Here is a 14,211-nt window from a genome sequence, read left to right on the forward strand (position 1 = left end):
CGACCGCCACGGGCTAGCCTGAAGCGCACGCGAGCGGGCAAATCCGAGCAATTCAGAAAGAAGGTGGAGCACCCTGTTCGGTGGGGACTCCCCTCAACGAGAGATTCCCAGGCCACGTCAGCAGAGGAAGCAAGCCATGGCAGCCGGCGCCCCCCGGATCTTCGTCTCGCACCTCGCCGGGGTCCCCGTCTTCGATCCCAACGGCGACCAGGTGGGCCGCGTACGCGACCTCGTCGTCATGCTGCGCGTCGGCAGACGGCCCCCGCGCGTGCTGGGGCTGGTCGTCGAGCTGGCCACCCGGCGCCGGATCTTCCTGCCCATGACCCGGGTGACCGGCATCGAGTCCGGCCAGGTGATCACCACCGGCGTCATGAACGTCCGGCGCTTCGAGCAGCGGCCCACCGAACGGCTGGTCTTCGGCGAGCTGCTGGACCGGCGTGTGAGGCTCACGGAGAGCGGCGAGGAGGTCACGGTCCTCGACGTGGCCGTGCAGCAGCTGCCCGCCCGCCGGGACTGGGAGGTCGACCGCGTCTTCGTCCGCAAGGGCCGCAAGGGCGGGGCCTTCCGGAGAGCCAGGGGGGAGACGCTGACCGTGGAGTGGTCGGCCGTCACCGGCTTCTCGCTGGAGGAGCACGGCCAGGGCGCCGAGAGCCTGCTCGCCACCTTCGAGCAGCTGCGCCCCGCCGACCTCGCCAACGTCCTGCACCACCTTTCCGCCAAGCGGCGCGCGGAGGTCGCCGCCGCGCTCGACGACGACCGCCTCGCCGACGTCCTCGAAGAACTGCCGGAGGACGACCAGATCGAGATCCTCGGCAAGCTGAAGGAGGAGCGCGCGGCGGACGTGCTGGAGGCCATGGACCCCGACGACGCGGCCGACCTGCTCTCCGAGCTGCCCGAGGCGGACAAGGAGCGGCTGCTGAGTCTGATGCAGCCCGCCGACGCGGCCGAGATGCGGCGCCTGATGTCGTACGAGGAGCACACGGCCGGCGGTCTGATGACCACCGAGCCGATCGTGCTGCGCCCGGACGCCACGGTCGCCGACGCCCTCGCCCGGGTCCGCAACCGGGACCTCTCCCCCGCGCTCGCCGCCCAGGTGTACGTCTGCCGGCCGCCCGACGAGACGCCGACCGGCAAGTACCTGGGCACGGTCCACTTCCAGCGGCTGCTGCGCGATCCGCCGTACACGCTGGTCAGCTCGATCGTCGACACCGATCTGCAGCCGCTCGACCCGGACGCGGCGCTGCCGGCCGTCGCCGGGTTCTTCGCCACGTACGACATGGTCGCCGCGCCCGTGGTGGACGAGGCCGGATCGCTGCTGGGCGCGGTGACCGTGGACGACGTACTGGACCACATGCTGCCCGACGACTGGCGGGAGAACGAGTTCCACCTGGACGAGGGAGAGGGGGCGGCCGCGCATGGCTCCTGAGCGCGACAGCGCAAGCCGCGAGCGCACCCCGGCGGGCGCCACGGCGGCCACCCGGCCGCCCCGTACGCCCCGGCTGGACCAGCCGGCCCCGCCCCGGCGCCGCTATCTGCCCGAGTGGGACGCCGAGGCCTTCGGCGTGATGTCGGAGAAGATCGCCCGGTTCCTGGGCACCGGACGCTTCATCGTCTGGATGACGGTCGTCATCATCCTGTGGATCCTGTGGAACGTCGCCGCGCCCGTCTGGCTCCGCTTCGACCAGTACCCGTTCATCTTCCTGACGCTGGCGCTGTCCCTGCAGGCCTCCTACGCCGCTCCGCTGATCCTGCTCGCGCAGAACCGGCAGGACGACCGCGACCGGGTCAACCTGGAGCAGGACCGCAAGCAGAACGAGCGGTCCATCGCCGACACCGAGTACCTGACCCGGGAGATCGCCGCGCTGCGCATGGGTCTCGGCGAGGTGGCGACCCGCGACTGGATCCGCTCCGAGCTCCAGGACCTGGTCAAGGAGCTGGAGGAACAGCAGGGCCGCAGCGACCGGGTCGTATTCCCGGCGGAACGGTCAGAACGGTCGCCGGGACGTGACACAGACGACCGCTGAGGGGCATCCCGAAGGCCCCTGAGAGCGCCGTACCATCGTCCTTATGGCTACGGAAGACGCGGTGCGCGAGGCACTGGCGACGGTGAACGACCCCGAGATCAACCGCCCCATCACCGAGCTGGGGATGGTCAAATCGGTGGAGATCGGCGCGGACGGAGCGGTCGCGGTCACGGTGTACCTGACGGTCTCCGGATGCCCCATGCGCGAGACGATCACCCAGCGCGTCACCGAGGCGGTCTCGCGGGTCGAGGGCGTCACCCGCGTCGATGTCACGCTCGACGTGATGAGCGACGAACAGCGCAAGGAGCTGGCGGCTGCGCTGCGCGGCGGCCAGGCCGAGCGCGAGGTGCCCTTCGCCAAGCCGGGCAACCTCACCCGGGTCTACGCGGTCGCCTCCGGCAAGGGCGGCGTCGGCAAGTCCTCGGTGACGGTGAACCTGGCGGCGGCGATGGCGGCCGACGGCCTCAAGGTCGGCGTGGTGGACGCCGACATCTACGGCCACTCGGTGCCGCGCATGCTGGGCGCGGACGGCCGTCCGACCCAGGTCGAGAACATGATCATGCCGCCGTCGGCGAACGGCGTGAAGGTCATCTCCATCGGGATGTTCACGCCGGGCAACGCCCCGGTCGTGTGGCGCGGCCCGATGCTGCACCGCGCCCTGCAGCAGTTCCTCGCGGACGTCTACTGGGGCGACCTCGACGTCCTGCTGCTGGACCTGCCGCCCGGCACGGGCGACATCGCGATCTCCGTGGCCCAGCTGATCCCGAACGCCGAGATCCTGGTCGTGACGACGCCTCAGCAGGCGGCGGCCGAGGTCGCCGAGCGCGCCGGCTCCATCGCCGTACAGACCCACCAGAAGATCGTCGGCGTGGTCGAGAACATGTCCGGCCTGCCCTGCCCGCACTGCGGCGAGATGGTCGACGTCTTCGGCACGGGCGGCGGCCAGCTGGTCGCCGACGGCCTGACCCGCACCACGGGGACGACGGTCCCGGTCCTCGGCTCCATCCCGATCGACGTCCGCCTCCGCGAGGGCGGCGACGAGGGCAGGCCGGTGGTGCTGACCGACCCGGACTCCCCGGCGGGCAGCGCGCTGAAGGCGATCGCCGGGAAGCTGGGCGGCCGGCAGCGCGGCCTGTCGGGCCTGTCGCTGGGGCTCACGCCCAAGAACAAGTTCTAGGAGCCGCTCCAGGCAGCGTTCCGTACGCCGTTCCCGGGCGGCTACGGCGAAGGGGCACCGTCCGCCATGACGGCGCCCCTTCTTTCGTATGCCCCTCTCTCCCGGTCAAGGGTCGCGCTTCTCCGTCTCCCCCGGGCACAGGTCGAGCGTGGTGCACAACTGGAGCACCTCGTACGCCCCTGCGCCGGGTTCCGTGCCCGGCCCGTCCTCGCCGTGCGGCAGGAAGCGCCACTGCGAGGCCTTGGTGTGCCGTGTGCCGTCCGCCTTCTCCACGCGGGCGTGGAGGGTGCGGGCTCTGGAGTCGTTCGTCTCCACCAGGATCTCGTCCGCGGCGATCGGGAAGTGATCGTGCAGAAGGCACAGGCCGAAGCGGTTCAGATTCCCGTGCTTGGCCAGCACCGCCACCAGGTCCCGGACGAACTCCGTGTCCTGAGGTCCCAGCCCCTGCGCCTCCTCGAAGCGGGGAAGAGGGCTCCTGGGAACGGACACCGATGCGTCGGTCATGACCCCTCCGTCAAATGGTTGACGGTCATCGGATTCCATTATCAGCCGCTGACTGATTTCCTGCAATTCGAGGACAACGGCCGCCAAGAGCCGACGGAGTGGGCCGTCGGCCTGCTGCCGTGTGTCCGTGGGCGCCCGTTATTCGGCATGGCTAAATTCCCGGGAGAGGAGGTGTCGGGGAGTTGCAGGGAATCCGATGGCGGCGGTTTTCGCTGCTGATGACGGTGGCCATGCTGTGGTGGGTGTTCTCCGTGCCTGCGCAGGCAGGACAGAACAATGCGGAGGCACGGCAGAAAATAAGCTCCGGTTGTGTGGAGAATCAGCTCGACAGCAGCACTGTCGACGCCATGCTCCGATTCGACCAGAACGTCACGGGTGACTATGTCAGAATCTATTCCAACATGAAGATCACCTTACCCCTGGATAAGTGGCCGCAGGCGAGACAGCTGACATTCAGCGAGGATTCCCCGGAATATCAGCGTGCGATGCGCTGCCTGCTGCGCGGCTCGGACCAGGCGGACCACAGCAGGGAATGGCGCACCCGGGACCCGGTGGTGAGCATCGGCCACGGAGTCGTCAAGGTGGAATACGACTGTCTCGCCCTGATCCAGGATTACAGACCCATCGCACTCGGCCCCTGGCAAATCAGCAGGGAGCGGGGAGAGACCTGGCAGGCCCGTCTCCGCCCGCCGACCCTCCGAAAGGCCCACTGGGAGAAGATCGAGGCCGACCTGAGCGGCCTGCGTTTCAACGACCGTTCCAAGCTGGCATCCTCCGCCACCGAGGATCAGCTGACGTGGACCGACGAGCCGCCCGCCCGCGTCCAGCTCGACGTGGACCTCCCGTGGCAGCGCTCCTGGCTCCTGAGTTACGGCCAGTCGTTCTGGAGCACGGCCGGGGTCGCGGCCTGGTGGGTGTGCGCCTCCGTCGTGCTCGCGCTGGCCGCAGTCCGCACCCAGCGAGCCTCTCGGGTCGTCGGCGTCGGCAGCTCCACCGTGGGCCCGACACAGACCCTTCTGCAGTGGGCCGTGCTCAGCGGAGCGGTCGCCCTGACGCTGCTGCTGCTCAACTCCCGGCAGCCCGACGGGCGGTGGTACGCCCTCGTCTGCATCGCCGCCGGCCTGGCACTCGTCCTCGTCGCCCGCCCCTGGAGTGGCTGCGCGCCGATCGCCGGCACGGACGGCGCCTCGGCGGACCGGCGGCGGCGCCATCAGGCCCGCGCCGTCGTCGGGGCGACCTCCTTGGTGGCGGCGGTCGGCCTGCTGGTGGTCCTGGCGCCCCAACTCTTCGATCTGCCACCGACCCTGACGTCGAAAACGGCGGTGGACGTCTCCGGCGAGGTCGGCTACGTACTCCTGGGCCTGGCGACCGTGTGGCTGTGGCTGGCCGCGATGACCGCGTGGGCCTGGCGCTTCGGACGCGAGGGGGCGCTTGTCCCGGCCTCCTGGACGGCCCGGTGGGACACGGCGCCGGTGCGGTGTGTCGCCGTCGTGTCGGCGCTGCTCGGGGTGGCCGCCGAAGGTCTGCTCGCGCATCTTTGCTGGGAGAGCGAGAACCAGTGGCGCCGGAAGTGCTGGCTCGCCGACCCGAGGGCCGAGGCCGGGCACGGGGCGTACGTCGGCGAGTATCTGGGCGGCTTCCCCGTCATGGAACTCACCTGGATCTTCTCCTACACCTGGGTCCTGACGGGCATCGCACTCGTGGCCCTCCTGCACGCGCGCGCCACGTCGCCGCGGTCGGCGACCGGTCACAAGCAGAAGAAGTCCGCGTTGGGTCCGGAAGGGCCGGACCGGCTGCTCACCGCGGTGGTGTTCGCCTTCACCGTGGGTCTCCAGGGCGCCATCCTCGTGGGCAACAGCGCCCAGTACAGCTTCTGGCTCGTGCTGAACATCGGCTCACTGTTCGCGGTTCTCGCCGCCGGGCGGCGATGGTCGGTACTGAGCAGGCTCGGCGACACGTTCTACTCGAAGAGGCTGAGCACCAGGAAGCACCGCGGTGAGCTGATGGCCAAGGCTCACGAGTACCGCGGCGTCAACCACCAGTTGGCACTGCTGGATCAGGGGCACGCCGAGGGGGTCACCTGCGAGGAGCTGGAGGGGCGGTTGCACGCCCTGCGCCAGTGGCTGGTGGACGGCTGCGGCCGGAGGACCCCGCCCGAGCAGATCTCCGTGCTGGAAGCCGCCCTGGCCTGGGGCCCGGAAGGCCACTGGTGGACCAATGCCCTGCACGCCGCGCGCATGGCCTTCTGGTTCGGGGTCCCGGCCAGCGGGGCGCTGCTCTATCTGCACCTACGCGACCCCTGGTACCGGCTGCAACTCGCCTACCAGCCGACCGGGATTCCCGATGTCATCGTCGGTTTCCTGGCCTATCAGGTGGCGTGGGGCGCCGCCGGGTTCATCCTGGGCGCGCTGTGGCGTCTGCTGCCCGGCCGGCGCAGCCCCGTGCGTGCCTGGAGCCTGACCTTCGCCTATGCCGTGCCGGCGTGCCTGGCCGTTCTCCTCAAGGCGTTCACCGACGTGGACCTCGGCAATCTGCTCTTCTATTCCGTGCTCATGCTGTCCATCCTGACGCTCACCAGCATCTGGATGGACACGTCGACCTTCAGGGAGGAACAGCAGTACTGGCCCAGCCGGTTCGCGCTGCTGGTGTCCATCTACCAGCTCCGGGGCTTCTCCGGACACGTCGCCTGGCTCCTCGCCCAGGTCGCGGCGGCGGTGGCCATCTGGCACCAGCTGACCCGCGGCTAGCCGGACAGGACGGACACGACCCGGACCGCCGCGGGAGCGCGGCGGTCCCGGACGGCTCCCGCTAGGCGGCGTACGCGGCGATGTCCTTGACGGTGGCGAACCCCAGACCGTACGCGCTCATCCCCCGCCCGTACGCCCCCAGGTGCACCCCCGCCTCCGTGGTACCGGCGAGCACCCAGCCGTACTCGGACTCCCGGTAGTGGAACGAGGCCGCGACCCCGTCCACCGGCAGGGAGAGCCTGCTCCACTCCGGTCCCTCCAGATCGTCCGCCAGAGCCCACGCGGTCTCCGTCTGCTGCTCCAGCCAGTCGTCCCGCAGGCTGTGGTCCATCTGACCGGGCCAGGTGAACGACAGCAGCCCCACGCCGGCCAGCCATGCCGCCGAGGACACAGACGTGGCCTCCAGCAGCCCCGTGCCGTCGGCGCTGCGCCGGGACGGGTGCGCGGCGACGGTGACCACCACCGCGAACTTCTCCCGCGCCTCACCGGCGGAGCCGGTCTCGCCCCGTACGGAGGGTTCGTCACCGTGCCCGATCGAACCGTGCTCGACGGCGCCGTCGGCCGCCGTACCGACCTGCATCAGCCAGCGCGGCCCGGTGAACGCCTCGTCCAGGCCGTACCAGGGGAAGGGCGCCTGCAGATAACCGTCGACCGTACGCCGGGCGGAGGGGGCCTGCTGTCCGCCCTCCGCGGCCGGCGCCTGCGCGCCCACCCGACTCGTCGTCTCCATCTGCCCGGACGCCTCCTCGCTCTCGTCGGGCCGGGGCGGCCCGCCCCCCTTCGGGCGTACTCGTCCGGTCCGCACAACAACTCGGCAGCATATCCACACGAACGAGTACGGCAGGGCAGGCAATCGGTGTGTGAGTCGTACGAACGACCTGTTCACGCCGTATGCGCCGGGGGCGCGCTATGAAACGCGTCACGTACGCGGCACGCGCCGGTGCGCGTGTCGGTGGCGGCCGGACGACGTCCCGGACACGAGCCCGGGCGGTATCCCCGGGCGAAACGGGATCAGCCGGGCGGGGTCAGGTGGCGTCCGTGTCGAAGGGCGGCCGGTCGTCCTTGCCGGGCTCGTCGGGCTTCTTGGTCATGTCGACGCGCCCGCCGGAACCGGAGGCCGAGGGCGACACGGAGGAAGGCGACGACCCGGACGACGACGAGGCCGCGACGTCCCGGCCGTTGACGGCGTCGGTGACCTCGGCCATCTCCTTCTTCAGGTCGAAGCCGTTGCGGATCTCCTTCAGCCCCAGCTCGTCGTTGTCCAGCTGCTTGCGGATGAACGTCTTGGGGTTGAGGTCCTCGAATTCGAAATCCTTGAACTCGGGGCCCAATTCCTCCCGGATGTCCTGCTTCGCGCTCTCCGAGAACTCGCGGATCTTCCGGATCGTGCGCGTCACGTCCTGGATGACCTTGGGGAGCTTGTCCGGACCGAACACGAGCACGGCGATCACGATGATCGTCAACAGCTCCATTGGCCCTATGTCATTGAACACCTGACGCTCCCAGTGCGATGTCCTCGGTCGCTCCACGGTACCCGGCGTTCCCGTCCGACCGGTACCGTCCTGGGTGAGACTTCTGTCAGTTCCGCTCCGCCGCGCCCAGGACCAGCGGGACCTCCCGATCCGTACCGTCGCGCCGGACCGTCAGGCGCAGCCGGTCGCCGGGCCGGTGGGCGCGGATCCTGACGATCAGTTCCTGGGCGGTGTGCACGGGCTGTCCGTCGGCCCCGGTGATCACGTCGCCCGCCCGCAGGCCGGCCCGGTCGGCGGGGCCGCCCTTGCTGACGGCGGGCCCGCCGCTCGCGCTCTTGCTGTCGATACGGGCGCCGTCGCCGGTGTACGCCATGTCGAGGGTGACACCGATCACCGGATGGGTCGCGTGGCCGTCGTCGATCAGCTCCTCGGCGACGCGCTTGGCCTGGTTCACCGGGATCGCGAAGCCGAGGCCTATGGAACCGGCCTGGCCGCCGCTGGAGTCGGAGCCGCTGTCGGCGGAGCGGATGGCGGAATTGATGCCGATCACCCGGGCCTGGGAGTCGAGCAGGGGCCCGCCGGAATTGCCCGGGTTGATGGGCGCGTCGGTCTGCAGGGCGTCGACGTACGAGACATCGCTCCCGTCGCCCTTCTCGCCGCCCGCCGTGATGGGCCGCTCCTTGGCGCTGATGATGCCGGAGGTGACGGTGTTGGCCAGGTCGAAGGGGGCGCCGATGGCGACGACGGGGTCGCCGACCCGGACGCCGTCGGAGTCGCCGAGGGGCAGCGGGGTCAGCCCGTGTACGCCGTGGACCTGTACGACGGCGAGGTCGTACCCGCTGTCGTGGCCGATCACCTTGGCCTTGACGCTGTCGCCGCTGCTGAAGGTCACCGTTATCGCGCCGCTCGATCCGGCGGGGGCGACGACGTGGTTGTTGGTGAGGATGTGGCCCTGCGCGTCGAGCACGAATCCGGTGCCGGTGTCGGTCTGGTCGGTTCCGCTGACGTGCAGGGTGACGACGCCGGGCAGCGCGCGGGCGGCTATCCCGGCCACGCTGTCCGGCGCCCGCCCGCCGGGCACCCGGCCGGCCTGCGGCAGGTGCACGTCACCGCCGATCCCCTGACGCTCGACGTACGCGCCGACGATCCCGCCGACGACGGCGGCGACGAGGGCGACCACCACGGTCCACCCCACCACCAGCCGTCTGCCGCTCCTCAGCTCCCCGACCACTCCGGCCCCGCTCGGCTGCGGGACCCCGTACCGCAGCGCTTGTTCCCGCGGCGAACCGGCCGCCCAGGGGTCGTACCGTCCCCACGGATCACCCTGGCCGACGGTGTGCGTGAGGGTGCCGGGGGCCGGTGCGTCGGGGGTCGGAGCGGTGGCCGCACAGGGCCCGGCACCGGGGGTGGAAGGGGCTGGCGCGGGCAGGTCCGGGCCGAGCGCCGGCAGGGACGCGGCCGGTGCCGGAGCGGCGGGCGTGGGGGGAGCCGCCGGGTGCTGGACGGGTGGTGCGGGGGCCCAGGGGCCCGGCTCGCCGTACGGCGGTGTGCCGTAGGGATCCGGTTCGTGCAGTGGCTTGGGACGCTCCGTGGGAGCCGCCCAGGCGGTTTCCCCGGCAGGGGCCGCGGCCGGTCCGCCGGCCCGCACCGCCGAGGTCCCGTCAGCCACGCCGGCCTCGGGGGACCCGCCGGCACCGGACGCGGCGGCACCGCGAACCTCCGCGTCCCGCGCGGGGGCCGGTGCCGGCTTGGCCAGTTCGAAGTCTCCGTCGGTCACGGCCACGGTCCCGCCCTCGGCCCGCGCCGAAGCCGCCGTGTCCGCCTCGGCGCCGAGCGGGGCCCCTCCGGGCCCCTCCTCCTCGCCCCTCACGGCCTCGGCCCTTCCCGCCCGGGCCGCCGTCACCTCGTCCCCGCCCCCCGGGGACCCGCTCCCCGCGCGGTCGCCCGGCGCTGGTCCGTCCGGTCCCGCCGGTTCCTCCCCCGGCGGGACACGGTTCCCCTCGTTCATGCTCTCCCCACGGCTGGTCGCGGCCGCGCGCTTCGGCGGCGGGCGCGGAACGTCGGCTACGCCCCCGGGTCATCGCCGCGGGAACGGCCCTCACAGGATTCAACCAGGTTCGCGGGCCGAGACGCAGTGGCCGGTCAGGGCGTGTGCCAAGGCACGGAGGGGGACGGTGCGGGAGCGGTGGGCGCCGTGGGGGACGGCGCGCTGGGGACGGGGGCGGACAGCAGGCCGGAGCCGGTCGCTGCGGGGACCATGGACCACGAGGTGAGGGGATAGACCACGGTGTCGTCGAGCGGACGTATCAGCGGGGAGACGGCGGCCGCGCCGGCCATCACCGGCGCCAGCAGACCGCGCACCGTGCCGCCCGGCCCGGGGACGGCGGCCGGCACTCCGGGCACCAGGGGTGCGGAGATCGAGGTCGGGGCCACCGACGTCTGGCCGAGCAGCGCGCCCCCCTGGACGGCCAGGGGCGCGGTCGCGCGGCGGCGCTGGCTCTCGGGCGTGGCGGCGCCCGCGCCCGAGCCGGCCGAGCGGGCCGGGACGACGCTGCCCGCACCGCCGCGGGCGTCCGCGGTCGTGTCGCCGGGCAGCGCGGTGGTCACGCCGCCCAGGGCGACCGCGGCCAGGGACACCGCGCCGGCGGCGGCGACCGCGAACCGCAGACCGCGGGTGGCACCGCGCCCGTCGACGGGACGGCCGACGGGATGGACGCGGAAGCCGCGCTCGTGGGCCGCGGGGACCACGGGCGTGGAGGGGGCCGTATCGTGCTCGTCTTGCCGGACCGGAACGTAGCCGAACGCGAAGCGCTCACCACGGCGTGATCCGAAGACGCCCGGGATCCCGGAGACGCCGGACAGGGCGGTCGTGCCGGGACCGCCGGCTCTTCCCCCGGGCTGCTCCCGCGCGTCCCGTCCGAACAGGCCGTCCCCGGGCGGGGGCGCGCCGTCGTCCAGGTCACCGCCGGGCAGGCGCTGGAGGCGGGCCAGCAGGCTCGCCGAGGGCGGGGGCGGGGCCGCCTGCGCGAACACGCTCTTCAGTCGGCGCTGGGCGTCGGCCTCCGCCTTGCACCGGGCACACGTGGCCAGGTGCGCGAGGACCCGCTCACGCGACTCATGACCGAGCTCTCCGTCCACCAGGGCGGAGAGTCGGTCTCCCAGGTGCTGCTCTGCGAGGTGCGCCTTCGCCGCAGGTTTCGGCCGGGATCCACTCACGCGGTCGCGCCCCCTCCCCTCAGAGCGGGGACACGGGTCAGGAAGGAGCGCCGCTCGGCCGCGCGGGCCTCCGGGGAGCGGTGCGCGAGGGCCTTGCGGAGCTGGGAGCGGCCGCGGTGGATCCGGGAGCGGACCGTGCCCAGCTTGACGCCGAGGGTCGCGGCGATCTCCTCGTACGACAGCCCCTCGATGTCGCACAGGACGACGGCGGCGCGGAACTCGGGCGCCAGGGTGTCGAGGGCCTGCTGGACGTCGGCGTCGAAGTGCGCGTCGTTGAAGAGCTGCTGCGGGGTGGGCTCACGGCTGGCCAGGCGCTCGGCCGCGTCCTCGCCGAGGGCGTCGAAGCGGATGCGCTGCTTGCGCCGGACCATGTCCAGGAAGAGGTTGGTGGTGATGCGGTGCAGCCAGCCCTCGAACGTGCCCGGCGAGTACGTCGACAGGGAGCGGAAGACGCGGACGAAGACCTCCTGGGTGAGGTCCTCGGCGTCGTGCTGGTTGCCCGTCAGGCGGTAGGCCAGGCGGTAGACCCGGGCGCTGTGCGTGCTGACGATCTCCTCCCACGTGGGCGGAGTCCACGCCTGCCCGTCCGCGTCGGTGGAGAAGGTCGCGGTCTGGGTCTCGCCTGCGGCGAGACCGGCGTGGTGGTCAGCAGCGGTGTCGGTCACGGATTTCGGCCTGCCCGCCGACCCGAGGAAGCGCCGCAGCACTCCGCCCCGGTCTCCGGGCGCAGCCGCACCTCCCCTGTCGGCTCTGGTGGTGTCCAGTGGAGCCCCTACCATAGCCACCTCGCCCGTTAGCTCCGGATAAGCGGTTTTACGAGAATTTGATACTTGCTGATACGGCTCATGCCGCTGCGTCAGCAGTTGCTCGGTGCCCTGCTCCACCTCATACCCCCCCGTCGCGCATCCGGCCACCGTCCCACCCCCTCAAACGTCCGGTCCCATCTGCGGGTTCCCGCCGCCAACGGATACAGTCACGCCCAGGCAACCACGGGGACAGGAGAGGGTCATTACCGGCAACCGGCAGACGAGCTGGGCGTTCGCCGACGCCTACGTCGCCGAGGACGAAGCGCTGCTCTGGGCCCGTGACCGGGCCCGTGAAGCAGGGCTGCGCTCGGTGTCGCCCGGCACGGGCGCCGCGCTGCGACTGCTCGCCGCCTCCGTGGACGCCAAGGCCGTCGCCGAGATCGGCACGGGCTGCGGGGTGTCCGGAATCCATCTGCTGCACGGCATGCGCCCGGACGGGGTGCTCACCACGGTCGACCCCGAGCCGGACCACCAGCAGTTCGCCCGGCAGGCCTTCCGCGCCTGCGGCTTCGCCAGCAACCGGGCCCGGTTCATCCCGGGCCGCGCCCTGGACGTCCTGCCCCGGCTCGCGGACGCGGGCTACGACCTCGTCTTCTGCGACGGCGACCGCCAGGAGTACTCCGACTATCTCGCTGAATCGTTGCGCCTGCTGCGGCCGGGCGGTCTGGTGGTCTTCGAGGGCGTCTTCGCGAGCGGACGCACGGTCGACTCGGGGCCGCAGCCGACGGAGGTGCTGCGGCTGCGCGAGCTGCTGCGTTCGGTGCGCGAGAGCCAGGAGCTGGTGTCCTCGCTGCTGCCGGTGGGCGACGGGCTGCTGTGCGCCGTCAAGAGGTGAGACCGTGCGCCGCCAGGGCCGGGTACGCGTCTGCCCCGGCAGCACGTACGATGCCGGGGCAGACGTAAGGACAAGATCGCTGTTCGCGTCAGACGGTGACCTTCTCCAGGGCCTCACCGAGCGCCTTGGCCTCGTCAGGGGTCAGCTCGACGACGAGCCGACCGCCGCCTTCGAGCGGAACGCGCATGACGATGCCCCGCCCCTCCTTGGTCACCTCGAGCGGGCCATCACCCGTCCGCGGCTTCATGGCCGCCATGCTCGTTCCCCTTCCTGAAACCAGCTCATCGTCTGCCGACAGCCCGGAGGGCATCCGCGGCCCGGGATCGGACACGCGACACCGGCATCGAACACATTGCTTCCCAGCCATTATCCCGCATCGCAGGACCCGATGACCAACATCGGTCGGCATCGCTTGGGCAACGCGCGCGAGCAAAACCACCCAATTCGGGGATGTGGCTGCGATACTTCGCCACCGCACGGACATCCGCCCGCCGACTCCGCTCCGGTTTTCTTTGACGCAGGTCACACGTCCGCTCCGGCCCTTGGCCGGTGATCTCCGCCATGCTGTGCTTCGTACACGGACGTACTGAGCGGTACGTCACCCGCGACACCGGAGGGGATGCCCCATGGCCGACACCGTGCTCTACGAGGTGAGCGACGGACTCGCGACGATCACGCTGAACCGCCCCGAGGCCATGAACGCGCTGAACATCGCGACGAAGGTGGCGCTGCGGGAGGCGGCGCAGGCCGCGGCCCGGGACACCGCCGTACGGGCGATCCTGCTGACCGCGGCCGGGGACCGGGCGTTCTGCGTGGGCCAGGACCTCAAGGAGCACATCGGGCTGCTCGCGGCCGACCGCGAGAGCGGGTCCGGGCAGACGATGAGCACGGTCAAGGAGCACTACAACCCGATCGTGGCCGCGCTCGCCGGGGCGCCGAAGCCCGTCGTCGCCGCGGTGAACGGCGTCGCGGCCGGCGCCGGTCTCGGCTTCGCGCTCGCGGCGGACTACCGGCTGGTCGCCGACACGGCCTCCTTCAACACCTCCTTCGCGGGCGTCGCGCTGACCGCCGACTCCGGCGTCTCCTGGACCCTGCCGCGGGTGATCGGCCCGAGCCGCGCCACCGACCTGCTGCTCTTCCCGCGCACCATCAGCGCGCAGGACGCCCTTCAGCTGGGCATCGCCAACCGGGTCGTCCCCTCCGCCGAGCTGGGCGCCGAGGCCCGGAAGGTGGCGCGGGCGCTGGCCGAGGGACCGACGGTGGCGTACGCGGCGCTCAAGGAGGCGGTGGCGTTCGGGCTGTCGCACTCGCTGGCGCAGACGCTGGAGAAGGAGGACGAGCTGCAGGCGCGGGCGGGGCAGTCCGAGGACCACGCGATCGCCGTGCGGGCCTTCGTCGACAAGGAGAAGCCGAAGTACCTGGGCCGGTGA

At 71.7% G+C, this 14,211-nt stretch carries 13 protein-coding genes; 6 read left to right on the plus strand and 7 right to left on the minus strand.

The features are described from left to right. Positions 1–136: 136 nt before the first annotated feature. The 3 genes from ACZ60X_RS14945 to ACZ60X_RS14955 are packed head-to-tail and all read left to right on the plus strand — an operon-like array spanning position 137 to position 3,201. Positions 137–1,426: a magnesium transporter MgtE N-terminal domain-containing protein gene (locus ACZ60X_RS14945; RefSeq protein WP_469598029.1), complete on the plus strand. Its 1,290-nt coding sequence runs from the start codon at positions 137–139 to the stop codon at positions 1,424–1,426. Then, positions 1,416–2,024 carry a DUF1003 domain-containing protein gene (locus ACZ60X_RS14950; protein WP_469598031.1) on the plus strand — a complete coding sequence of 203 codons (609 nt, stop codon included), beginning with the start codon at positions 1,416–1,418 and terminating at the stop codon, positions 2,022–2,024. Before ACZ60X_RS14945 ends, ACZ60X_RS14950 begins: the two co-directional genes overlap by 11 nt. A 43-nt stretch (positions 2,025–2,067) precedes the next feature. Continuing rightward, positions 2,068–3,201: an Mrp/NBP35 family ATP-binding protein gene (locus ACZ60X_RS14955; protein WP_469598033.1), complete on the plus strand. Its 1,134-nt coding sequence runs from the start codon at positions 2,068–2,070 to the stop codon at positions 3,199–3,201. Positions 3,202–3,306: 105 nt separating this feature from the next. On the opposite strand, the gene ACZ60X_RS14960 is transcribed toward ACZ60X_RS14955, so the two are convergent. After that, on the minus strand, positions 3,307–3,705 hold the full coding sequence (locus ACZ60X_RS14960; RefSeq protein ID WP_469598036.1) for a hypothetical protein: 399 nt from the start codon (positions 3,703–3,705) through the stop codon (positions 3,307–3,309). Between the two features lie 230 nt (positions 3,706–3,935). On the opposite strand from ACZ60X_RS14960, the gene ACZ60X_RS14965 reads away from it, so the two are divergent. After that, positions 3,936–6,452 (plus strand): DUF6185 family protein, encoded by a 2,517-nt coding sequence (locus ACZ60X_RS14965; protein WP_469598429.1) that lies wholly within the window; start codon positions 3,936–3,938, stop codon positions 6,450–6,452. Between the two features lie 61 nt (positions 6,453–6,513). Here ACZ60X_RS14965 and ACZ60X_RS14970 read toward each other — a convergent pair whose 3' ends face one another. From ACZ60X_RS14970 to sigE, 5 genes are all read right to left on the minus strand, one after another. Next, positions 6,514–7,182, minus strand: coding sequence for a hypothetical protein (locus tag ACZ60X_RS14970; RefSeq protein ID WP_469598039.1), 669 nt, complete (start codon positions 7,180–7,182; stop codon positions 6,514–6,516). Between the two features lie 295 nt (positions 7,183–7,477). Further along, the gene (locus ACZ60X_RS14975; RefSeq protein WP_469598042.1) at positions 7,478–7,945 is read right to left on the minus strand and encodes a sec-independent translocase; all 468 of its coding nucleotides are present in this window, start codon (positions 7,943–7,945) and stop codon (positions 7,478–7,480) included. Between the two features lie 85 nt (positions 7,946–8,030). Continuing rightward, entirely contained in the window at positions 8,031–9,794 is a 1,764-nt protein-coding gene (locus tag ACZ60X_RS14980) for a S1C family serine protease (RefSeq protein ID WP_469598045.1), read from the minus strand. Positions 9,795–10,066: 272 nt separating this feature from the next. Further along, positions 10,067–11,140: a zf-HC2 domain-containing protein gene (locus ACZ60X_RS14985; protein ID WP_469598048.1), complete on the minus strand. Its 1,074-nt coding sequence runs from the start codon at positions 11,138–11,140 to the stop codon at positions 10,067–10,069. Further along, positions 11,137–11,847, minus strand: a complete 711-nt coding sequence (gene sigE, locus ACZ60X_RS14990; RefSeq protein WP_469598050.1) for an RNA polymerase sigma factor SigE — start codon at positions 11,845–11,847, stop codon at positions 11,137–11,139. Before sigE ends, ACZ60X_RS14985 begins: the two co-directional genes overlap by 4 nt. 235 nt (positions 11,848–12,082) lie before the next feature. Here sigE and ACZ60X_RS14995 point away from each other — a divergent pair, with 235 nt between their 5' ends. After that, positions 12,083–12,781 carry an O-methyltransferase gene (locus tag ACZ60X_RS14995; protein ID WP_469598431.1) on the plus strand — a complete coding sequence of 233 codons (699 nt, stop codon included), beginning with the start codon at positions 12,083–12,085 and terminating at the stop codon, positions 12,779–12,781. 88 nt (positions 12,782–12,869) lie between these two features. On the opposite strand, the gene ACZ60X_RS15000 is transcribed toward ACZ60X_RS14995, so the two are convergent. Further along, a complete protein-coding gene (locus tag ACZ60X_RS15000) occupies positions 12,870–13,037 on the minus strand; it encodes a DUF3117 domain-containing protein (RefSeq protein WP_003985072.1) in 168 nt (55 codons plus the stop codon). 370 nt (positions 13,038–13,407) lie between these two features. On the opposite strand from ACZ60X_RS15000, the gene chcB reads away from it, so the two are divergent. Further along, positions 13,408–14,211, plus strand: a complete 804-nt coding sequence (gene chcB / locus ACZ60X_RS15005; protein ID WP_469598055.1) for a 2-cyclohexenylcarbonyl CoA isomerase — start codon at positions 13,408–13,410, stop codon at positions 14,209–14,211.

This window comes from Streptomyces sp. NPDC104106 (assembly GCF_055584345.1).

What these genes read in the sequence shown, in the direction of transcription:
- ACZ60X_RS14970 (WP_469598039.1), bottom strand. Translation starts at nt 7,182, where the DNA reads ATGGAGACGACGAGTCGGGTGGGCGCGCAGGCGCCGGCCGCGGAGGGC.
- chcB (WP_469598055.1), top strand. Translation starts at nt 13,408, where the DNA reads ATGGCCGACACCGTGCTCTACGAGGTGAGCGACGGACTCGCGACGATC.
- ACZ60X_RS14955 (WP_469598033.1), top strand. Translation starts at nt 2,068, where the DNA reads ATGGCTACGGAAGACGCGGTGCGCGAGGCACTGGCGACGGTGAACGAC.
- ACZ60X_RS15000 (WP_003985072.1), bottom strand. Translation starts at nt 13,037, where the DNA reads ATGGCGGCCATGAAGCCGCGGACGGGTGATGGCCCGCTCGAGGTGACC.
- ACZ60X_RS14965 (WP_469598429.1), top strand. Translation starts at nt 3,936, where the DNA reads ATGCTGTGGTGGGTGTTCTCCGTGCCTGCGCAGGCAGGACAGAACAAT.
- ACZ60X_RS14950 (WP_469598031.1), top strand. Translation starts at nt 1,416, where the DNA reads ATGGCTCCTGAGCGCGACAGCGCAAGCCGCGAGCGCACCCCGGCGGGC.
- ACZ60X_RS14945 (WP_469598029.1), top strand. Translation starts at nt 137, where the DNA reads ATGGCAGCCGGCGCCCCCCGGATCTTCGTCTCGCACCTCGCCGGGGTC.
- ACZ60X_RS14960 (WP_469598036.1), bottom strand. Translation starts at nt 3,705, where the DNA reads ATGACCGACGCATCGGTGTCCGTTCCCAGGAGCCCTCTTCCCCGCTTC.